Origin of the sequence: Thomasclavelia ramosa DSM 1402, assembly GCF_014131695.1 — a bacterium.
In the GTDB taxonomy this organism is placed as follows: domain Bacteria; phylum Bacillota_I; class Bacilli_A; order Erysipelotrichales; family Coprobacillaceae; genus Thomasclavelia; species Thomasclavelia ramosa.
This window is the reverse complement of sequence record NZ_CP036346.1, coordinates 986,103-1,009,029: the sequence shown is the minus strand read 5'-3', so window position 1 is coordinate 1,009,029 and position 22,927 is coordinate 986,103. Positions and strand designations below refer to the sequence as shown.

Below are 22,927 nucleotides of genomic sequence, written 5' to 3'. Positions count from 1 at the left end.
AAATAAATAATTTGTTCAAATTATTTTTATATTGTGTGAAAAATTGTGTTACTTGTAAAAGAAATTATATTTTCTACAAAATTGGCAAAGTTACCGTGAAAGTAGTCCCAATTCCAGGAGTGCTTTCTACATCAATGGTCCCATTATTTAATTCCACCATTTTTTTAACAATACTCAATCCTAAACCGGTCCCAAGTTTCTTACTTCTAGAACGGTCCACTTGAAAAAAGCGATCAAAGATAAACGGGATATTATCTTTAGAAATGCCTACCCCTTCATCCTGAACAACAATTATTAAATTATCATCTTTATAATTACATTTAATTGAAATAACCCCAGCATTAGAATATTTAATAGCATTAGAAACCAGGTTATTTAAAATCGTTTTAACGGTCGTATAATCTAACATCAATTCTTCTTTGATTTTTGTTTGATATACTAATGACAATTGTTTATCTTTTGCTAAAGGCTCAAATAATTCCACTGTATCTTTGATCAGTGAATCAATATCTACCAGTGCAGGACTTAGAGTCGCTTGAGGCTGTTCTAATCGAGATAATTCTAAAATATCTCCAATAATATTCTGCATCCGATAACTTTCCTTTAGTAGTATACCCATAAATTCGTTAAAAGTATCTTTATTTTTTATTCCTTCTTTTTGAAGAATTTCTACGCTACCAATAATTGCACTCATTGGTGTTTTTAATTCATGAGAAATATCTGAAAAAAACTGTTTTTGCATCTTTTCGATCTCTTTTACCTGTGTAACATCAGTAAAAAGAATAATACTTCCATCGAATGCTACATCATCACGAAATACAGGTGTTGTTTCAATTTGATAATAACGTTCATCAATACAAACTGCAGTTGAAAACTTTCTTTCAAAAATATAACTTTGATCAACAATATTTAATAACTGATCTGTAAAAATATCTTTATAATATTTACCTCGCAAATGTTTGATTTTAAAAGCATCACGGAAACTCTGATTAGTGAAGATAATCGTTCCTTCTTTATTAACAAAAATCATCGGTAAATTCATTGTTTTGATTAGAGAATTTAAGATTTTATGATTAAAATCTTTTTCTCCTTCAACTTCACGAATTTCATTTTCTTTTTCACGTTTATAAAAATTAATTTGCTGTTGATAATAACGATTTGTATCATAAACGATAAATAACATCGCAATCATAAATCCAATCAAATAAATATAACTATAATTAAAATTCCAAATCATTAAAATAATTACAATGATTGCTGAAAAAATAACCTTTTGATAATTCTTATTCATCTTTGCTCACCAACTTGTATCCAACGCCACGCACTGACTGGAAACAAGCCTGACTATCTTTTAATTTTGTTTTTAATTTAAATACATGAATATCCACTAAACGAGTATCACCATCATAATTAAAATTCCAAATCTTCATCAAGAGCTCTTGACGTGATAAAACCTCTTCTTTATTATCAATAAACATTTGTAACAAGTCATATTCTACTTTAGTAAGATTAATCAGTTCATCACCAACAAATACTTCATGCTTACTTAAATCCATTTTTATATCTAAATATTTAATAATTCCTTTAAAATGTTTATGATACCGTCTTAAATGAGCTTCAATTCGAGCAATCAAAATATTAGCTTGAAAAGGTTTCATTAAATAATCATCAGCCCCTGATTCTAAGCCCTTTATAATATCTTCTTGTTCACTGCGAGCAGTTAATAAAATCATCGGCTTAATATATCCGTTATTACGACATTCTTGAATTATTTGAACTCCATCTTTATATGGCAGCATCCAATCAACAAGTACTAAATCATACTCATTTGATAAAATCTGCTTACAAGCATCTTTTCCATCATAAAGACTATCTACCTGATAGTCTTTATTAGTTAATTCATGGCAAAGGATCTTGTTTATCGAAACATCGTCCTCGATAATTAATAACTTATTCATCTTTCCCTTCATACCTTTCTATAATTCTTTGAACAACTGGATGACGAACAACATCCATAGCAGTTAAATGAATAAATGAAATGCCTTTAACTCCCTTTAGGATTTTTAGTGCTTTTATTAATCCGGATTCAACTCCACGAGGTAAATCAATTTGTGTAATATCACCTGTAATAATCATCTTTGAATTAAAACCTAAACGTGTTAAAAACATCTTCATTTGGTTATCAGTAGTGTTTTGTGCTTCGTCTAGAATCACGTATGCATCTTCTAGAGTCCTTCCACGCATATATGCTAGAGGAGCAATTTCAATAACCCCTTTTTCAATCAAACGTTCAGTTTGTTCAACACCCAGCATATCATGCAGAGCATCGTATAGAGGACGAAGATATGGATCAACTTTTTCTTTTAAATCGCCAGGCAAGAAACCTAAATTTTCTCCCGCTTCAACTGCTGGTCTTGTTAAAACTATCTTTTTAACAATATTATTTTTCAGTGCGTCAACCGCAAATACTACTGCTAAATAAGTTTTACCTGTTCCTGCCGGTCCAACTCCAAAAACAACATCATTATTTTTAAGAGCAAAGTAATAATCTTTTTGTCCCATTGTTTTAGGATAAATCATCTTACCACTCGCTGTTTTAGTAATCCTAATATTGTATAATTCACTAATTTTTCCTAAATTATCTTCTTTTGTTAATTTCAATGCATAAACAACATCACGGCGTGTAATCGTAATTCCTTTTGCGACTAATCCTAAAAGTGCAGCAACTACTTTTTTTGCTTCTTTAAAATGTTCTGGATCATCACCTGTAATGCTGAGTTCATCACCTCTAAGAGAAATACTCACATTTAAGGCTTCTTCAATCATTTTAAAATTCTCGTCATGATTTCCACAAATATTATTTAATTGCGCAATACTATATTCTTCTAATTTAACTTGTTCTGTCATTTAATTCTCCTCTTTGGATGCAATATCTTCTATCAAAATATATTGTACCTTTAATACTCTTTTGTTATCAATTATACCATAAGATAAAACTTTTTCTCTATCTATTTTATCGATTGAACCTAGTTTACTACGAATTGTATGGAGAAGATAGCTAAATGCTTCACCATCATCCATTTTTTTCTTATCGATCTTCGCCTCATAGGTAGTATACGTATATGCTTTGATCGTTCCTTCGGTTTCAATAATTTTATCTACTTCACTAGTCGAAGTAATCGTATTAGAAACTAGCAGATCACCTTTTTTTACATACTGGTTCAACTTAACCAAAATATTTCCACTGCTAACATCAATTTTTTGAATTACTCCGTCTTTACTTGCATAAATATTCTCAAAATTCTTTTCTACTTTTTTAGCTCCAACACTATTTGTATATTTTACAAATAATACGCCACCTTCTTGATAAATATTTAAATAATCTATCTTCCCTTTAAAACTATCTTTTAAATCATCATAAATATCATTTAATTGTTGATAAGTTCTTTTTTTATCACCAACATCAATATGATTTTCAGCTAAAACCTGATTAACTAATTTAGTTGTACTAGGATTATTACCGATAATCTCAACTCTAAAAATAAATTGATTACATAAAATCACAGTGACTGCAAAACTGACAACTCCAACGATGCTCAATTTACGATAAAATATTAAAATTAAATAATACAGTATTCCAACACTTTTGATAATTGTTAAATGATATTTACGAACCATTATCCGTTGATAAATAGGCAAATAGAATCGATATGTACAATCATCGACTTTTGTTAATTGAAATACTGTAATATGGTCCTCTTTAAATGATTTCAATAACCCTACTATATCCTCACTGACGACTTCACATAAATCATATCCTAATCTCATAGAAATCTTAAGCAATCAATCTTTCCATAAATTATTACTTCTTGATCACTATAATATCTTATTTCTAAATCTGCGCCAGTTACTTTAAGAGTATTATTAGCCATCTTTATCTCAATAACATTATTTTCTAAAAGCATCACACATTCATAATATTTGACACTTAAACACTTATTTTCCATATAGATCATCGAATCACCTAACTAATTATATGAATATTTTTTTAGTAAATGCGTTTAATTGTGTAATAAAATAGTTTCACTATAATAATTTTTATACTAAAATCATTTTAGAGATGCATATGACATACCTATTAACAAAAGTAGCTTAAACTTATATGTAATGATAAAAAATGATAGTGATACTAGTATAGATTTTGAAGAAATTAATTTTGCATTTTTTACATTATTAGTTAATCGTCAAATACTCATGATTTAATCTTGCTTAATAAAATTATCAATATGTTTATTATGCAATTTTTAATCAAAGCAATAGATTTTTTAAGGAGAAAAAACGATTTATATTACCGGAGATATCCTCGACCATCAAGGTAGTTTTAATGTGTTTAATCACTATTTAACTAAACGTGATATTTTATTATTGGAGATTTCGGCTTTGTGTTTCACAACAATCAAAAAGAGCTGGATTTTTTAAATAAATTAGCAGCACTCCCCTATCAAATCTGTTTTATTGATGGAAATCACAAAAACTTCGACTATCTAAATCAATTACCCATTACAATATAGAATGGCGGAAAAGTCCATTTTTTAAGATCAAATATTATTCATTTGATGCATAGACAAATCCTTACAATAAAAAACATACATTTTTTGCTTTCGGAAAAGCATTTTCACCAACTTGGCAGATGGGAGTCAAAGGATATAATTGATGGGAAACCGAATTACCAAACAATCAAGAAGTATTATTAAATCTTAAGGCACATAATTTTAAAATCGATTATATTTTAACTCATACGTGTCCTAAAAGCACTGTCTATTATATGAACCTGCTCCCTATACGCGGTGAGCTTGATTTGACAGAATTTTTACAGTTGATTGAAAATCAAGTAAGCCATAAGCATTGGTATTTCGGACATTTTCATTGTGAAAAAAAATAAACAAGATGATGGCTTGTTTATTTTTTAATATGATTAACCTTTCTAATAAAAAAGTAATTTATACATACTATGATACTGATTGATTCTTAAAGACAGATTTATTTAAAGTCTGTTTTTATCTTTTCTTAGTAAAAGACACAATATTAACTTTTTTATAATTTAATAACTTTCATGAATTAAAATAAAAAAGGGCATTAGCCCCATTTTTTATCTTTTACCTTTGTTGTTCTTTCTTGCTGCTTCAGATTTTAATTTTCTTTTTAAACCTGGTTTTACGTAGAACTCTCTCTTACGAGCTTCTGCAAGGGTTCCTGTTCTAGAAACTTGTCTTTTAAAACGACGTAAAGCGTCATCTAAAGATTCATTTTCTCTTACTACAGTTTTTGCCATCGAACTATTCCCCCCTTTAACTCTAAATTACGTTCCTATTATATATATAATTCTTGGTAATTGCAAGAAAAATAAGGAAAAATATCCATTATTTAAAATAATTTACATTTTCTTTCCAACAACTTCAGCTATTTTAGAAATTTGTTTTAATAATTCTTCATATCTTTCCGGTCTTAATGACTGTGGTCCATCACACAGTGCCTTCTCCGGATTGTTGTGCACTTCGATCATTAACCCATCTGCTCCTGCTGCTACTGCTGCTTTTGCCATTGGTTCCACTAACCACCATTTCCCTCCTGCATGGCTTGGATCAATTATGATTGGTAAATGTGTTAATTTCTTTACTACCGGTATAGCCTGTAAATCCAACGTGTTTCTTGTATATGTCTCAAATGTTCTTACCCCTCGTTCACATAAAATTACATTCGGATTCCCGTTTGCCATGATATATTCCGCTGACATGATCCATTCTTCAAATGTCGCACTTAATCCTCTCTTTAATAAGATTGGTTTCTTTGTTCCTGCCCCCACTTTCTTTAACAGGTCGAAGTTTTGCATATTTCTTGCCCCGATCTGAATTAGATCTACTTTCTCATTGAATTCTTCTAAATACTGGGCATCCATCAGTTCCGAACAGATTGGCAATCCAGTTGCTTCTTTAGCTGCAACAAGAATATCCAGACCAGAAGACCCCATTCCCTGGAATGCATACGGTGAAGTTCTTGGTTTGAAAGCGCCTCCTCTTAAAATATTAGCACCGGCAGCTTTGGCAGCTTTAGCAATCTCGATTACTTGTTCTTCACTTTCAACAGAACATGGACCAGCAATCAAAGCAAGGTTGTCACCCCCAACTTTAACACCAGCAACATCAACGATCGTATCATCAGGATGAAAAGCCCGGTTAGCAAGTTTATATGGCTCAGATACTTTCATGACCTTCTCAACACATGGTTCTACTTCGATTGCTTTAGGATCAATTTGAGTTGTATCTCCAACCATTCCAATAATTGTTTGGATTTCTCCTTTAGAAACATGTGGTTCAGCCCCCCTAGCTCTAATCACATCTTCAATTTTTTTAATACTTTCATCACTAGTATGTGGTTTCAAGACAATAATCATTTTAATTTCCTCCTATAAATAAAAAACTCATCCTAATCAAAGGACGAGATATCTTCGTGGTACCACCTTTATTCACTAATAGATCACTCTATCAGCCTCATCAAGTACGCTATACAACTATAGTTCATACTCTTACACATTAACGGGTGTCACCGGAGATGCCTACTTACTTCAACATTCTACTCCTTGATGTATTCAACTATTTATTTGGATATCGTCACACCAACCCGATACTCTCTTTGCCTAAACGCCTAGTTTACTCTTTCAATTCATCGTATTTATTATATGAACTTATAATACCGATAAATAATCAAAATGTCAATTAATATAATTATTTTAATAGTCCTTTTAACACTTTTCTAACATTATGAGCAGCATCTTCTTGAATTTCAATAATCTTAGCCCCTCTTGATTTCGCCACTTCTCTTAAATCACAAGCTATCGCCGTATGATACGAACAGCCAATAACAATAAATATATCATTCTTTTTTAATGCCCCTACCATCTCATAGGCCTTTTGATAATTAGGTGCCGGATCACCATATAATACTGGTTTATTAAATAATGACCAGGCTATACTCAATTCATCTTCTTCCGGCAATCCGCCATGCAATTCTAAGGCATCACTCCCAGCCTGTTTATGTAGACCATCGATATTCATTGTAATAATAGGAATATCATATTCAGCTAATGCAATATGGGCATCGTTAGGCTCAGCCCCATTCATGTTAGCTTTTAATTGTTTGATTACTTCATTATATTCTTCATGATGGTTATTAGCATAATTTCTAAATAACTTTTCTCTAACATCTGGTCTTTCCATAAAGGTTGGAATATTACTTTGTTTACTTATCCCTGCACCAGTAAATGCTACTATTTTCATCATTATCACTCTCCAATTCTTGCACATATTATATCACAAACCATTTGTTTATAAAAATATCACCTTTTTCTCAAGTAATTTACAATCTAACATTCTATCTATATTATTAGCGTATCTATTGTAACCATATTCACCACTTATCATGCCTTTTTTTAAATATATACAACTATTATATAATATATAATTTTATTAATAAGGCTGCTTGTATTATTTTAAAACAATTAAAAAAATAATTAATAAAAACACTTGACCTAAAGTAACTCAAATAAATTATAGTATGATTAGATAAAAAAGAGCAGTATATGTAAAATATGTTTATTAAACATTTATCCCTTGTATATTGACAAAGTACATGTTCTTATATAAAATAACAATTGTTATATAACATATGTTATTTTATATGAAAGGAGTCAATTATGCCACCAAAAACAAGAATAACAAAAGAGTTAATTATTGAAAAGTCATTTGAAATTACTAAATCCGAGGGGATTGAAAATCTAAATGCACGCTATCTCGCTAAACAACTAAACTGTTCAACAATGCCCATCTTTAAGGTTTTTAATGATATGAATGAATTAAAATTTGAATTAAAGAAAAAAATTGATGCATATTACAACGATTTCATCTTAGCACATCTTGATAAAAATAATTATCTTTACACGATGTCTTTTGCTTATATTGATTTTGCCATCAAAGAAAAGAATCTATTTGGAGCATTGTTTGTCAATGAATTTATCAAAACTCGTTCCATTGAAGAAGTCGTCCATTCCGCTTGGAATCGTGAAACGATTGAATATTCAGCACAACAATTTGGTATTACAATTAAAGAAAGTGAGATACTTTATCGTGATATTCGTTTTTATACCCATGGAATTGCAACTCAAATATATGGTGGTAACATGGCTTTAAAAGAGGAAGAAATCCAAACTCTTTTAAAAAATGCTATAAATAAATTTCTAAAATGAAAAATCTAAGAATTATTAAAAAATATTTTCAAGTTACTAAAGCTAATAAAAAAATAACCTTTATACTGGTCTTAGCTTCTTTATTAGCAAATGGTCCTTATATGTTTACAAGTTTATTGTTTAGCTTAACGATTAATTATTTAACTAAACAAAATAGTAAAATGGTCATAATTACCATGATCTTGTATTTTGTTCTTAAAATAGCATCAAAGTTATTTAAAATTATCAGCTATAATATTGAAAAAAAGCTATATAATGATGTCTACCTAAAATTACAAAATGATATGATTAAAAAATTAGATATTATTAATATGAAATACTTTACTAATCACAGCAAAGGAGAAATTCTTAATATCATTAATGGTGATATTAAATTACTCGCAGAGTTTGGTACTTGGCTATCTCAAGCTATCTTGCTATTTCTATCTTTTATTATTTCAATTATTATTCTTAGTCAAATTAGTATCAGCTTAATGATCTTAGGATGTATCATCAATAGTATCGTTATCTATATTTTAAACATATATAATGATAAATTTGAAATTCTAACCAAAGAAGGAAAATTGAAAGCTGATGATGAAATGCAATTTTACAGTCAACTGCTTAACGGTTTACGAGATATCAAAATTTTCAGTATTCTTGATCAGTTACATGCCAAATATCAATTGTTGAACAAAGCTTATCTAAACATTCACGATAAACAAATTAACAATAAAATAATCAGTAACATAATTAGTCCTAGTATCACAATGTGTACAGAAATTATTCTAATGTTCTATGCCTGCTATAATTGTCTAAATGGCAAGTTTGAAATTGACACAGTACTCATTATCCAGTCTTATTTTGGAACTTTATTCAGCTCTTTAAGTGACTTTATTTCTACCTTAGGTGAACTCAGAATAAAAAATGTATCAATTGATCGTTATGATAATTTTATTAATTCATCGTGTAATGAATATTTTCTTAATGATGATATGATCAAACCAAATGAATTTTGTATTACATTTAAAAATGTTACTTTTTCTTATCGTGAAAAAACAGTCTTTCAAAACTTCAATTTAAACCTAAAGTCAAATTCATTAATTGCAATAATCGGTCCCAGTGGTTGTGGAAAAAGTACTTTATTCAATTTACTTTTGCGCTTTGAAAAACCAACTAGTGGTAAGATATTGATTGGTACACATCCAATAGACAAGTATTCTAGGATAAAATATTCACAGATTTTAACTTGTGTTGCCCAACATCCGTATTTGTTCAATATGTCAATTTATGAAAACCTTGCACTTATTGATCCTGATATCAATAATATCAAAAAAGCTTGTCAACAGGCAGAAATCGACGAATATATTATGTCACTACCAAAACAATACGATACTATTTTAAGTGACGGTGCTTTAAATTTTTCTGGAGGACAACAACAAAGGCTAGCAATTGCTCGAGCACTTCTAAAAAATTCTAAAATTTTATTATTTGATGAAATAACTAGTGCTCTTGATGAAAAGACTTCATATGAAATTTTTCAAACATTAATTAAATTAAAGAAGACACACACAATTTTAATGATTTCCCATAAACCAAGCGAATACCAACAGTGTGATCAAATTATAAATTTATCGTTCTAGTGTTATTGCATCTAAAAACATTTTATTTGAACTCACATTAATTTTTTCACGTATTAAAAATAGAATTCATCATTTACTGATTTATGTTAGACTATTTTCAAGGAGTGTGAAATTATGATTAAACTGGTTGCAGTTGATATGGATGGTACTTTTTTAGATGACCAAATGCATTATAACCGCACAATTTTTAGAAAAATTTATAATTATTTTAAAGAAAATGATATTTATTTTGTAGTTGCCAGTGGCAATCAATATTATCAATTAAAATCTTTTTTTGATGATTATCAAGATGAAATTACTTACATTAGTGAAAATGGTGCATATATCATTGAAAATAAAAAAGAAATTTTTCACTGTGAAATCAATAAACAAGATATTTATACAATAACTAAAAAATTACAAGAGGATTCTCGTATTCAAATATGTTTATGCGGAATTAAATCAGCTTATTTATTGAATGCGTCAAATGAATTTTATAATGTATATTCTAAATACTATCACCGACTTGAAATGATTGAATCGTTAGATGAAATTAATGACACGATTGTAAAATTTGCTTTATTTGTTCCAGCTGAAGATTCTAAAAATATTTTAAATAGGCTAACTGATGATATCGGAAATATCATTAAACCAGTTTCCAGTGGTCATCAAAGTATTGACTTAATTGATCCACGATATAATAAAGGTACTGCACTTGAGCTATTATGTAAGCGCTATAACCTATCATTAGAGGAATGTGCTGTATTTGGGGATAGTCCAAATGACCTAGAAATGCTAAAAAAAGCAAAATATAGTTTTGTAATGGAAAATGCCAATCAAAGTATTAAAAATATTGCCTATAAGATTATCCCTTCAAATAATCATTATGGCGTTTTAAAAACATTATTAGACCTTTTTAATGTTTCTAACATTACCGAAAGAGAAAAAGCTTTATTAGGGATGTGGTATGATGCTAATAACGATCAAAAAGTTTTAACAGATCGTCTGAATACCCATCACCTTTGTTTTAAATATAATCATACCGACCCACTAGACCAGGATATTCGACAAAAAATTTTAAATGAACTATTCCAAAATGAGAATAGCAATCTTGAAATCATCTCACCTTTCTTTTGTGATTGTGGTAATTTAATCACCTTTGGTCATAATGTATTTATTAATTCCAATGCTTATTTTATGGATGGAGCCAAGATCAATATTGGTAGTAACGTATATATCGGACCTTCTGTTGGCCTGTATACAGCTATTCACCCGCTTGATTATAAACGTCGAAACCAAGGTTTAGAAAAAGCAATGCCAATTGAAATTGGTGATAACACATGGCTTGGAGGTAATGTCGTTGTTTTACCAGGGGTAAAAATAGGGCATGGTTCAGTAATTGGCGCTGGTAGTGTCGTTACCAAAGATATACCACCAAATGTATTAGCTTTTGGTAATCCCTGTCGTGTTGTTAAAGCCATTGATCAATCATAATTCACACTATTAAAATATAAGTATTGCTAATTTTATAATAAAGATATTGGTTCTTAAAAAATCAATATCTTTATTTATTTTTTCAATCTTTGAAAAACCTCTATTTTTCTTGCTCGAAGAAATAAAAATTGCTATATTAATCTTAAAATATGATGGATTTACAACTAAATAACGAATAGCTTTGAGTATCATCTCGAGAGCTATTTTGTTTTTCATGGAGAGTATGAGGACAAGAAAAATGAAAAAACTACAAATGAAATATAATTTATTGCATATTTTATATTGGATGGCAACTTGTTGCATTTACGGATATGTTGCCGTATTTCTTCAATATAAAGGAATGAGCAACACTGAAATCGGCATTGTTTCTGGAAGCGGGTGTATTTTAACGATTTTTTTATCTCCGTTTGTCACATCTTTAATTTCAAAAATAAAAGGCCTAACAATTAAGCAGCTATTATCTATTATTTATTTGATTATTGCTGGAGCTTTTTTAACTTTAGCTTTAGTTGATTTATCAGTTATTCTAATCATGCTTTTATATGTTTCAATGATGTCATTAATTGTTTCAACAGTTCCTTTTTTATCAATGATTGCAATGAACTATATTCAAGACGGAAAAGAAATAAATTTTGGCTTAGCAAGAGGAATGGGTTCTATATCTTATGCTGTTAGTGCTGTGCTCTTGGGTCAGTTCATTGAATTTTTTAACCCGACTATTTTAGCATATGTCTTCGTCATTTCTGCAATTTTAGATTTAGTAATTTTATATTCTTTGCCAAATACCAATGTTAAACAGGCGACCCATAAAAAAGAAGGGAATATTTTTACAATTATTAAAAATTATAAAGTCTTCTTTTTCATTCTCTTAGGCTTCTCCTTTATGTTTGCTGCTGCAACTTCGCTATCAACTTATTTAATCAATGTCGTTAAAAATCTTGGCGGTAATACTTCATTGTACGGTGTTGCAATCTTCTTCATGGCAGCTAGCGAAATGCCTGTTATGGCAATTACTCCAAGGTTAATTAGAAGATATGACAGTATCACTTTAATTATGGTTGCAGCTTTTTTCTATATTATTCGAAATTTTACTATTTGTCTAGCACCTAGTCTCCCTGTTTTATTCATTGGAATGATGATGCAAAGTTTATCGTATGGATTACTAACAGCAGTGATAACTTACTATGTAACATATAACCTCAAAAGTCATGATCAAATGATGGGTCAAACAATGATAGGGATTATGACTTCTGGGGTAGGATCTACTATAGGAAATCTTTTTGGCGGTATTTTACAAGATCAATATGGTTTAAATATGATGTTTATATTTGCATGTTTAATTACAATAATTGGAGTAATAATTATTTTTTCAACTGGTTACTTTCAAAAGAAACAATTGAATACACCCACTAAACAATAAAAAAGAGATTTTACTCTAATTAAGTTAAAATCTCCTTTTTTATTGTTCAACCTACAAATTAAAATAATTAACATCTAAGTAGTATTTATATTTACTTTTAGTCTAAATAATCAGGTTCACTTAATACCATAATTATTTTTTCATATATTCACATACCCGTTTTAAATCTTCTCGTATCGGCAGTTGTTGTGGACACATCTTTTCACATGCTCCACATTGTTTACAATTTTCAGCTTTAGCTTCTGAAACCATTTTTTCTAACTTTGCTTTAAATTGATCATGACTATCATATACAAAAGCATTATTCCAATATTTAAAATTATTTGGAATATCCACTCCAAATGGACACGGCATGCAATATGCACATCCTGTACAACCATTTTGAGTTCTTGCTTTTAATGTATCACGAACATCTTGAATCAAAGCAACTTCTTCAGCTTTCAAATACTCAAAATTTTTAAAAGTAGCTAAATTATCTAGTACCTGTTCATAAGTTGACATCCCGCTAAGCACTACTTTCACATTGGGCAAACTGGCAACATAGCGAAGTGCCCATGATGAAATACTTAAATCAGGATTATATGCTTTAAATTTATTTTCGATATCTTCTGGTAACTTTGCTAACGAACCACCTTTGATCGGTTCCATAACTATAATTGGTATATTATATTTTTCTGCCAATAAATAGCCCTTCATCCCTGCTTGAATATCCATATCCATATAATTTAATTGTAATTGACAAAAATCCCAATCATGATATTCAAGAATTTCTTTAAAAACCGGATATTCATCATGGAAACTAAATCCAATATTACGGATTTTCCCTTCTTCTCTAAATTCTTCACACATTCCAATCAAGTCATATTCTAATACTTTTCTCCATTTATCAGCATCTAAAGCATGTAATAAATAAAAATCAACATATTCAACATCTAATCTTTTTAATTGATCTTCAAAAACTTTTTTTGCCTCTTCTTTACTCGAAACATTCCAAATTGGTAATTTTGTCGCTAAAAAGAAATCTTCACGTTTATACTTTTTTAACACTTTACCAACAAACGGTTCGCTATCGCCATTATGATAAGGAAAAGCAGTATCAATGTATGTAACCCCTGATCCAATTGCCTTATCAATCATTTTTTCTGCTTCTTTTTCATTAATTTTCCCATCCTCATCTAATGGAAAACGCATACAGCCAAACCCCAATAATGATGGTTCAATCCCTAAATTGTCAAACTTTTTTGTTTTCATTTAAAGTCCTCCTAATATCCTACAACATACTTTCATTATACTATTTCACCATTTTTTTTACCATATTTAAATATTTTTAAGAAAAATATTTCTTCTTGTATGTTATGATATAAAAAAGGAGTTTATTTTATAATGGAAAAGAATTGTAAATTATTTGACTATATACTACTATTTCTTGCCTTGCTATCATTATTCTACTTCATTATAGTTGTCACTAATTCTCGGTTTATCAATGCCTATATACTTTATCCGATTTTTACAGCATTATTAATGTGTTATGCTGTATATGAGTTACATTTTAGAAAAAGTATTCTATCCTCATTACCTAAAATTCTTAATTATTCAATTAAAGGAATTATTATTATTAGTGTAATTGTATTTATAATTATCGAGGGTTTAATTATACATGAGGTTAATAATAAGTATAACAAACGCAGTGATTTCCTCATTGTTCTTGGTGCTCGTTTATACGGCGACAAACCTGCACCACTATTACGTTATCGATTAGATGCAGCTGTTGAATATCATCAAAAATTTCCTGATGTCCCAATTATTGTAAGCGGAGGACAAGGCCACGGCGAGAACATCACAGAAGCAAAAGCTATGAAAGACTATTTAATCAACAAAGGAATAGATGAATCATTGATTATCGAAGAAAATAAAAGTACTAATACAAATGAAAATATTATCTATAGTAAAAAAATTATTGAAACATCGCCTACTGAAGACTATGAAGTAGTTATAATAACTAATGGTTTTCATTGCTACCGAAGTAAACTATTAGCAAATAAACACGGTTTAGAAGCTCATACATATGCAGCTAGAGAAAATTTAGATACTGCTCCACACTATTATTTAAGAGAATTTTTTGGATGTTTGAAAGATATGATATTATCTTAAATATTCCACATAGTTCACACATTTATTGATAATTAATTTAGTATACTATTGAATGGAGGGGTGATTATGTTTAGTAAATTATATATTACCATTAAGGCAAGTGACAAATTTGACGATTCAATTATTGATCCTATTTCTTTTATTCTAATAGATTGGGGAGTTGATGGAAATCTAATCGACTGGGATATTTATCCAAGTCGTGCTAAATTAGAAATTAATACTGAAAATGATAATTATCAGACTTATAGTATAACTTATCAAGGGATGCAAACAATCATGGAATTGTGCTATGAGTGTGAATTTGTTATGACAATTATTGATAATGATGAAAAAAGCGAGAGTTATACAACATATTTCAGTCGTGAAAATTCCAATAACTTTGAAACAGATATCTCAGAATTATTAGAATAAAAACTCAAAGAATTTAAACTTTGAGTTTTTTTATTTTTTTTTACATTTTCTCTTTACATTTATCAAATTTTTATATATAATCATTCTTGCGTTGAGAGTTAATAACCTCTTAACAAAGTAAATATGGCGGTCGTGGTGAAGTGGTTAACACACCAGATTGTGGCTCTGGCATTCGTGGGTTCGATTCCCATCGACCGCCCCATTTTTATTAAATAATCTAAAAAAATAAAATAAGAAGATAAATCATACAAAATAAAGTTATATACTTTATACTTGATTTCACAGTCATTTAAGCATATAACTACTAGATTTTATCTTTCCAATATGGTAAATTTCTATATAAACAAACCATATTTATATATTATATGATTTATTATCATATGTGTCATAGTTAAGTGCTAAATGACTATGCTCAATCCTGTTTCATTGGTAGTGAAACAGGATTTTTTATTTAGTTGTTTCGACTGTTTAAGTATATCACCTGAAAACATAAAAATAAATAAAAAATTGAAAAAATAACGATATTAATTATACCACTGCTTGATAATTTAAACATTTTTTAAATACTCATATATCAGTTTATAGAGTACAACTCTATTTTTAATCAAAATATTTCTCAATAATAAATTGTTAGACAAAATTTTATTTGATATAATACGTTTGTTATCGTCCCTCCTGTTTGGAGAGGAGGTGGTATAATAATGTCCGATTTGATTATTTCTGTCATGGCAGGTGTAATAGTTTATTACATATGCAAATAGTTAGACAAATATTTATAACGATAACTAGCCTAGTGTTAAGTTCACTGTAAAAACCAGAAAAGGTAAGGAGTGCATTCCTTACCTTTTTGTTTGCATTGTGATATAACAATGCCCGATTTACAGATAGATTATAACATTTAATCTATTCAATATCAAGTATATCTATTTTTTACTGTTTATACCATTTTTTATCATATATTTTATTACCGTCAATTCTTTCCATAATATCCTTGCAAAGTAATTGAGATATGTAATTTTATTCTATTTCATTTTGATCCCATTTCCTTCATTTCTCCCATAGCAATCAGTTCCCTGTTTAATTTAAATATTGCGAAATCAATATTCAAAACAATTCTACTGCAGCAATTGAAAAAATATAATTATCACAATCAAGAATTCTACAGTACTTACCATTTCACTAGATCTATTATCTGTAATCATCAATCTGTTTAAAGAATTATCTAATACCTATACCATCTTTGGGATTTAATCTATTATTTGTATTTATTTCCATTCCCCAATTTTTATTTCTATATGAATCTTTGGATATCATTCTTTTAGTCGTACTTTCTGCAATATACTTCACATTATCCCACTTTCTAAATTGCTTTCTAGCTTCTCCTTCCAAAATTTAACTTTTAATATTACATCTCTTTGAATTTTAAATAGTTTCCCACATAATATTAGAAATTATACATAATTTACAGTTCTGCAATATAATCATATATTTTTTTCAATTTTCTAATATCTTTTTTACTGTAACTGCCTTTAGTCATCTGCATTTTTAAACTCACCTTTAGATCATATAAATAGTCCTCAATTTTATTTTTTTCTTCACTTTTAATAACATCTTCAATTTTTTGAGCCATTTCTCTCTGAATTTTATTATTCACATGTAAATACGTATCCGTAATTTCTATATTTTCATGCCCAAGACGTTTTGAAACGTTGTAGACATCATTGGTTATTTCCAACATCATGGTAGCATGAGAGTGTCTAAAACCGTGCAGATTCATATTAGAAACATTGGATAACTCTTTATATTTAATAAAAAAAACGATCAAGAGTAGAATACGACAGCATTTTTGTATCACCAAAGACAAAATGATGATTAATGTTACAACTATATTCAGTCTTCTTATTAAGGTAATAATTAAGCAGTATTTCATTCAGGCTGTCATTAATATAAATAATACGATGTGAACTGAAAGATTTTGGTTCTTTAACAACCTGACCTCTACCTCTTACGCGACAGGCAGTAGAATTAATTGTTATTGTCTATTCTATCAGTTCTACATCTTTCCACATCAGAGACAGTGCTTCGCCTTTGCGCAGTCCAGTATAGAAAAAAACATTAAACAGTACATAGAATTTTTTCTTCATCAACATGACTTATAAACCTGTTGAAATCTCCGATACTCCATATAATTTAACATTTTTTATGTTTTTCCTTGTCAACAAGAGTATGGCTACGTTTTATCCTCATGACTGCTCAACTGTCGGTGTAAAGCAATTCATTAAAACACTATATTTAATCAATCGTTTAAGCAGTTCTACAATTAAATTAATATATGACACCGAAAATACATCACCACTTCTACTTCCATAGACACCTTCAACCATATCCTTTTGAAACTTCTTAATGGACTTTGGATCAATAGCTTCTAATTCTATATTTCCAAATACAGGTTTCAAATGAGATTTATAACGATATTTAATAGAATCTGTAGTCGTAACCTGATTGATCATATCGACATCTTCGATATATATGTCAAATAATTCATTTAAAGTCATAATACATTCCTCCCATAAAAAAATCAGCTTTAATAATACATTAAACTGATTTATTATACTACCAGAATATTATTCAAGCTGGCGTTTTTTCTTTATCTTCTTTTTTTCTGAAGTCATTTTATGGGAGTATTTATTAAGCTTGTAAAATGAAGTTTTCCAGTATTATCAAGCAAGTTATCAAATATATTCATAGGAACCCCTTCTACCTTTTTATCTGGATTTATCTTACAATCAACAGCATTATACCTAGCCCACAAAGATTTTTTCTTATTGTTAATGTTTATACATCTTTTTTCAAATTTATCTGATTCTTCTAATTTGCATACCACAAATGAATTGGGCCTGAATGTCAATATTTCTTTATCCGTCCATGTCATGATCTCATCAACACGGCCTACCCCGAAATCATGCTCAATATTTTTATTATGAGTCTTCCTTTTTACTTCAACAACAACCCAATCACCTATACTGATTTTCTCGTATTCCGGACAAATAAAATGATAAGGCTTGCTGTTGATATTGATTTTTCTAGAAACACCTCTAGCGAGCCTTACAACAGCTATCTGAAGCTCAGTTGTTTCAATATTAATTCTAATACCATTTCTTTCACCTTATTATTAGTATATCAGCTTATAAAATCAAAAAACACAACAAAAAAATACTATATCCATATATTTTTTAACTCAAAGTAAGATAAATATATATTATACAGTTCACAGAACAAAAAATATAGAAATAAGCCTTTAAATAAAATCAATCAAATTTAAAATTGAATGATAAACATCTGATACACGCTAAATACATATAATCCGCGCGGAGCGACACAATACAACAATTTCAAATTAAATCATTACAAAAAAAGAGTAACGAACATATAGTTCATCACTCCCCACAGATGGAATATTTGGATTAGAGCATTACCCACGCCTTCCTACAGTACAATTCTATTCTACATTTTTTTTGAATAATATTTCAATATTTTTTCAAATTTTATTGCATCTATTCTTTACTTCTGTAATTAGTCCGGTTAAACACTGTACCTGTTCATAACGCAGACTTTCTCAGTACAATTGTTCTTTTAAATGATTATTTACATTTTTAGCTCTAAATAAATCATATGATTTATAAGCAGCTATAAGATAATATATTCGTTATCACAACTACGAAAGAAAAAAATTTAAAAAGAAAAGGATTAACACCTTTAGACTATAGGCCTCAATCCTTATCCATATCAATTTAATTTTAAATGAAACTTAATGATTCAAAACACTTAAAGCCTTTTTATTAAGTTAAAATCAGATTGCTATGTGCTAGTATAGTGTATGTAATTTATAAACTACAATTTTAAATATTAGATCCCAATGTAACTTTGACAACACCACCAGAAAAAGTTGGTTTGATACTTACCATTAATGTGTGTGTCTTAGTTCCTCCTATTACCGGTAAAGTGTAATCAACCTCATATTTACCATAAGCATTAGATGGAGCATAACTAAGGCTTCCCCAACTATACCTGTCACGTATAAATGTTGTCCCAGCCAAAGAATTATATCTACCATCACTTACTTCAGTTATGAAAGAATTGTATGGATTTACCGAACCAGTATACCTTGCTTTCATTGTAATTATACCATCATCATAAGTAAAGTACCTGTTAAATGAGCCGATTGGAATTGTTTCTCTTGTTTTTAAAGACAAATCTTCACCCATTTTTAAACAAATTGTTTTATCTCCATTTTTAAACGTTTTAGTCTGTTCATTTGGATTAGACAGGCTGAATTCAGCCTCGTATAAAACAGCTTCACTTGAAGAATCTGATGCACCATTAACTCCAACAGGAAACATGAACGCACAAACAAATATTAAAGTTAGACAAAGAAACAACTTTATAGATTTTTTCATAATATATACCTCTCCTTATATAAGATTATGCCAGCAAAAGCAATTGATTTATAACTCCTACCTCATTTATATGATATCAAAAAAAAGCATTATTTTATCAACGCTTTTTTTATTTTTTATAAAATTATGGTATTATAAAAATGTAAGAGGAGGGGTAACGATGATTGGATTTATATTTTGGATTATACCTATAATAATCTTTTGGATCAAAACAGATCAAATAATTAAAGCTATCAAAGAAAACACTTCTAAAATAGCTGAAACGAAAGAGGATACAAATAACGATAACGAAAACATCAAATAATTGCCATAAGTAGTTCTAAAATAGTATAAATACTAAGTTTCAGCACTATTCAAAGCAATAAATATCCACCGGCTTAGCCGGTGGTTTTACATTTGCGGGCATAGCCCTGCTCTCAGAGCGCATGTCTCAAGACATTCCTTATGCCTACGGCTACCGCATGCACTCTGTATTTATTTAGTTTTTCCCTTTTCCTTTTTTAAACGGGTCTTCCAAATCCAGTGTCAGCTGTTCACTTTCCTGATCTTCTTTTAATTGATTCGCTATATAATTTTTTATTCTTTTCGTATTCTTTCCTACTGTATCTACATAATATCCTCGACACCAGAACTCTCTATGTCTGTACTTATATCTTGTATTTGCCCATCTTTCATATATCATTTGACTGCTCTTTCCCTTTAAAAACCCCATAAACCCTGAAACACTATATTTGGGCGGTATTTCTACTAACATATGTACATGATCTATGCATACTTCCGCTTCTATTATATTTACGCCTTTCCATTCACATAATTGTCTTAGTATTGCTCCTACCTCTACCCTTCTTGCTTCATAAAATGCTCTTCTTCTATATTTTGGTGCAAATACAATATGATATTTGCAACTCCATTTTGTGTGTGATAAACTATGTAAGTCATCTGAATACTGTTTATTCATTTGTCATTTCCTCAGTGATATCTTATTTTTGCAGTTGGTAGCCGCATTTATATTATATCACGTGAGGTTTTTCATTATCACTCCGCTAAAGCTTTTTGAGACCCCCAGCCTAGCTGGGGGTTTTATTGCAGACAAAAAACAAGCAGTTATATCAACTGCTTGTTTTTCCAAAAATGTTTATACATCTTTTTTTCAAATTTATCTGATTCTTCTAATTTGTATACCACAAATGAATTGGGCCTAAATGTCAATATTTTTATTATGAGTCTTCCTTTTTACTTCAACAACAACCCAATCGGCTATACTGATTTTCTCTTATTCCGGACAAATAAAATGGTAGGGCTTGCTGGTGATATTGATTTTTCTAGAAATACCTCTGGGAGCCTTACAACAGCTATCTGAAGCTCAGTTGTTTTAATATTTAAACTCTCTAACTCTAATACCATTTCTTTCACCTCATTATTAGTATATCAGCTTATAACATTAAAAAAACACGACAAAAAATACTGTCTTTATTTCAATAAATAATCATATTTCACAAGTGTTTGATTATTGCCAATATTTAAAAATCTATTTTTCTTTACTAATTTTATCAATTAGCCATTTTCCATCTTTTTCTACCATCTCAAATTTAAATGTAAATTCGGTATACTTAGCGTTGTCTAATTCTTTATATAACGGATTATATAACTCTTTTGACAAATCATCAAAAATCTTTTTCATCATTGCTTCTTGTCCTTGTTCTAAATATATTTTAGATAACTCTTCCATATTTTCTTCTTGATACTTCTGAGCCAGTTCATTAATATTTTCTTGTGCTGATGTCATATCGATTGATTTTTCATCTAGTCTTTTTCCTTTAACCAGTACGGTATTTTCTTCTTCGTCATCAAAAGTTATTTTATACTCTTTTATTAATTTATCAAAGACTTTTTTAACAAAGTTTTCGGTTTCTTTCACAAAGGATTCACCATAAACATTTTCATCTTCAAAATTCTTAAATCCATCAGTTATAGAACTAATATCAAGTACATCAGTATAATCATCAGTTCCCAGCTTTTCTAATTCATCTAGCTTGTATTCCTTTATATTATCAAAAAAAGATGTAACTACCTTTTCCTGTTCTTTCTGGGTGTTATCGTTTCCAGCACATCCAGTCATAGAAATAATCATTAATGCTGCCAAAGCAAATGTTAAAATTTTTTTCATATTTATTTCCTCCAAAAATGCAATCAACTTATCCTACTAGCAATAAATCAAAACTATAATACATTTATCCCTCCTGCTATCAAATTAGCCAACCGGCTTATACTAAATTTTAACATAAAATTACATACTTATGTCTATAAATGATAAAAATTGTTTTTTTAATCTATTTAAATATAAAGGTACATCATTGTTAGTGTAGAATAAAGATTTCATAAAAAACATCTCTGTTACACTTGAAAATCAGTAAAATAAAATCCGTTGTATGCAACACCTATAGATATAAAAAATCTGTTATTTGATATTTCTGATAGGACATTTACTCGAGCATATGCTGCTAATACATAAAATGAATAAGATATTCACTGATTCTAGCCATGTGGATAATCAAAGTAGAGTATAAAGTCTTAAATAGGAAATTTTTATTTGTTTTGCAAATTAAATATATCTAATACCTCTTTTAAGATGCATTCTAAAATTAGAGTTATTAAATACTGGTCTCAAAAATCGAAATGCATATGAGACAGATTGTAATAACCCGATCATAAGAAAATCTAACTGTTGTTATAATCGATTTGAACAATTTAAAATTAGCGAATGACCAACATGACCATGATACTGCTGATTAATATATTATTATAGCAGCAAATATATACATGTCCGGTTTATATCTTTGACTACAAAAATATCTTTCAGTTATAGAGTAGTCTTGGCTATAAAAGTATAATTTTACTGAAAAAATATTGTAATGAAGAAAGATTTGATTCCAATTTATGGATTGTAGGCGAAGTCTGTAAGTGATTTTGTGTAAAGCCAAACTTCATTAGATGAGGGGAAATTACATTGAATAATCATGTAACGCAACACATCAGTTATACATTTTACCTAAAATTTAATAAATATTTTATTAGACAATCTAATTTTTTATTG

Annotated in this window: 21 protein-coding genes, 1 tRNA gene and 1 other annotated feature; of the genes, 8 read left to right on the top strand and 14 right to left on the bottom strand. The window is 29.3% G+C overall.

Features of this window, described 5'->3' with window-relative positions:
• Positions 1-73: 73 nt before the first annotated feature.
• From EYR00_RS04795 to EYR00_RS04760, 8 genes are all read right to left on the bottom strand, one after another.
• The gene (locus tag EYR00_RS04795; RefSeq protein WP_003534561.1) at positions 74-1,291 is read right to left on the bottom strand and encodes a sensor histidine kinase; all 1,218 of its coding nucleotides are present in this window, start codon (positions 1,289-1,291) and stop codon (positions 74-76) included.
• On the bottom strand, positions 1,284-1,958 hold the full coding sequence (locus EYR00_RS04790; RefSeq protein ID WP_008792785.1) for a response regulator transcription factor: 675 nt from the start codon (positions 1,956-1,958) through the stop codon (positions 1,284-1,286). The genes EYR00_RS04795 and EYR00_RS04790 overlap by 8 nt, the downstream gene beginning before the upstream one ends.
• Positions 1,951-2,907, bottom strand: a complete 957-nt coding sequence (locus EYR00_RS04785) for a PhoH family protein (RefSeq protein WP_003534565.1) — start codon at positions 2,905-2,907, stop codon at positions 1,951-1,953. Before EYR00_RS04785 ends, EYR00_RS04790 begins: the two co-directional genes overlap by 8 nt.
• Positions 2,908-3,828, bottom strand: a complete 921-nt coding sequence (locus EYR00_RS04780) for a sporulation protein YqfD (RefSeq protein ID WP_003534567.1) — start codon at positions 3,826-3,828, stop codon at positions 2,908-2,910.
• Positions 3,825-4,016: a YabP/YqfC family sporulation protein gene (locus tag EYR00_RS04775; protein ID WP_008792787.1), complete on the bottom strand. Its 192-nt coding sequence runs from the start codon at positions 4,014-4,016 to the stop codon at positions 3,825-3,827. Before EYR00_RS04775 ends, EYR00_RS04780 begins: the two co-directional genes overlap by 4 nt.
• Positions 4,017-5,149: 1,133 nt before the next feature.
• Positions 5,150-5,332 (bottom strand): 30S ribosomal protein S21, encoded by a 183-nt coding sequence (rpsU, locus tag EYR00_RS04770; protein WP_003534573.1) that lies wholly within the window; start codon positions 5,330-5,332, stop codon positions 5,150-5,152.
• Positions 5,333-5,434: 102 nt separating this feature from the next.
• Positions 5,435-6,451 carry a 3-deoxy-7-phosphoheptulonate synthase gene (gene aroF / locus EYR00_RS04765; protein WP_003534575.1) on the bottom strand — a complete coding sequence of 339 codons (1,017 nt, stop codon included), beginning with the start codon at positions 6,449-6,451 and terminating at the stop codon, positions 5,435-5,437.
• Positions 6,452-6,487: 36 nt separating this feature from the next.
• Positions 6,488-6,733, bottom strand: a binding site (T-box leader).
• A 49-nt stretch (positions 6,734-6,782) separates the two neighbouring features.
• Positions 6,783-7,337 carry a Sir2 family NAD-dependent protein deacetylase gene (locus tag EYR00_RS04760; protein WP_008792789.1) on the bottom strand — a complete coding sequence of 185 codons (555 nt, stop codon included), beginning with the start codon at positions 7,335-7,337 and terminating at the stop codon, positions 6,783-6,785.
• Positions 7,338-7,750: 413 nt separating this feature from the next.
• Here EYR00_RS04760 and EYR00_RS04755 point away from each other — a divergent pair, with 413 nt between their 5' ends.
• From EYR00_RS04755 to EYR00_RS04740, 4 genes are all read left to right on the top strand, one after another.
• Positions 7,751-8,299 (top strand): WHG domain-containing protein, encoded by a 549-nt coding sequence (locus tag EYR00_RS04755; RefSeq protein WP_003534579.1) that lies wholly within the window; start codon positions 7,751-7,753, stop codon positions 8,297-8,299.
• Entirely contained in the window at positions 8,296-9,921 is a 1,626-nt protein-coding gene (locus tag EYR00_RS04750; RefSeq protein ID WP_003534580.1) for an ABC transporter ATP-binding protein, read from the top strand. Before EYR00_RS04755 ends, EYR00_RS04750 begins: the two co-directional genes overlap by 4 nt.
• Before the next feature lie 114 nt (positions 9,922-10,035).
• Entirely contained in the window at positions 10,036-11,394 is a 1,359-nt protein-coding gene (locus EYR00_RS04745) for a Cof-type HAD-IIB family hydrolase (RefSeq protein WP_003534581.1), read from the top strand.
• A gap of 238 nt (positions 11,395-11,632) precedes the next feature.
• Positions 11,633-12,814 carry an MFS transporter gene (locus tag EYR00_RS04740; RefSeq protein ID WP_008792793.1) on the top strand — a complete coding sequence of 394 codons (1,182 nt, stop codon included), beginning with the start codon at positions 11,633-11,635 and terminating at the stop codon, positions 12,812-12,814.
• Positions 12,815-12,946: 132 nt separating this feature from the next.
• Here the strand turns inward: EYR00_RS04740 and EYR00_RS04735 are convergent, their stop codons facing one another.
• A complete protein-coding gene (locus EYR00_RS04735; protein WP_003534587.1) occupies positions 12,947-14,065 on the bottom strand; it encodes an aldo/keto reductase in 1,119 nt (372 codons plus the stop codon).
• A gap of 132 nt (positions 14,066-14,197) precedes the next feature.
• On the opposite strand from EYR00_RS04735, the gene EYR00_RS04730 reads away from it, so the two are divergent.
• The 3 genes from EYR00_RS04730 to EYR00_RS04720 all read left to right on the top strand — a co-directional run bounded on the left by EYR00_RS04730 (position 14,198) and on the right by EYR00_RS04720 (position 15,578).
• Positions 14,198-14,965 carry a YdcF family protein gene (locus tag EYR00_RS04730; protein ID WP_040434024.1) on the top strand — a complete coding sequence of 256 codons (768 nt, stop codon included), beginning with the start codon at positions 14,198-14,200 and terminating at the stop codon, positions 14,963-14,965.
• Between the two features lie 66 nt (positions 14,966-15,031).
• Positions 15,032-15,376, top strand: coding sequence for a hypothetical protein (locus EYR00_RS04725; RefSeq protein WP_003534589.1), 345 nt, complete (start codon positions 15,032-15,034; stop codon positions 15,374-15,376).
• A 126-nt stretch (positions 15,377-15,502) separates the two neighbouring features.
• Positions 15,503-15,578, top strand: a tRNA-His gene (locus tag EYR00_RS04720).
• Positions 15,579-16,838: 1,260 nt separating this feature from the next.
• On the opposite strand, the gene EYR00_RS04715 is transcribed toward EYR00_RS04720, so the two are convergent.
• From EYR00_RS04715 to EYR00_RS04705, 3 genes are all read right to left on the bottom strand, one after another.
• Positions 16,839-17,306, bottom strand: a complete 468-nt coding sequence (locus EYR00_RS04715; RefSeq protein WP_226814629.1) for a tyrosine-type recombinase/integrase — start codon at positions 17,304-17,306, stop codon at positions 16,839-16,841.
• 313 nt (positions 17,307-17,619) lie between these two features.
• Positions 17,620-17,931, bottom strand: coding sequence for a tyrosine-type recombinase/integrase (locus tag EYR00_RS04710; RefSeq protein ID WP_003534592.1), 312 nt, complete (start codon positions 17,929-17,931; stop codon positions 17,620-17,622).
• 1,344 nt (positions 17,932-19,275) lie between these two features.
• The gene (locus EYR00_RS04705; RefSeq protein ID WP_003534596.1) at positions 19,276-19,833 is read right to left on the bottom strand and encodes a hypothetical protein; all 558 of its coding nucleotides are present in this window, start codon (positions 19,831-19,833) and stop codon (positions 19,276-19,278) included.
• A 160-nt stretch (positions 19,834-19,993) separates the two neighbouring features.
• Between EYR00_RS04705 and EYR00_RS04700 the strand changes: the two genes are divergently transcribed.
• Positions 19,994-20,137, top strand: coding sequence for a hypothetical protein (locus EYR00_RS04700; protein ID WP_009299691.1), 144 nt, complete (start codon positions 19,994-19,996; stop codon positions 20,135-20,137).
• 174 nt (positions 20,138-20,311) lie between these two features.
• On the opposite strand, the gene tnpA is transcribed toward EYR00_RS04700, so the two are convergent.
• Together tnpA and EYR00_RS04690 are read right to left on the bottom strand one after the other, a co-directional pair.
• On the bottom strand, positions 20,312-20,791 hold the full coding sequence (gene tnpA, locus EYR00_RS04695; RefSeq protein WP_003534598.1) for an IS200/IS605 family transposase: 480 nt from the start codon (positions 20,789-20,791) through the stop codon (positions 20,312-20,314).
• Between the two features lie 570 nt (positions 20,792-21,361).
• A complete protein-coding gene (locus EYR00_RS04690) occupies positions 21,362-22,000 on the bottom strand; it encodes a hypothetical protein (protein WP_003534601.1) in 639 nt (212 codons plus the stop codon).
• Positions 22,001-22,927 lie beyond the last annotated feature (927 nt).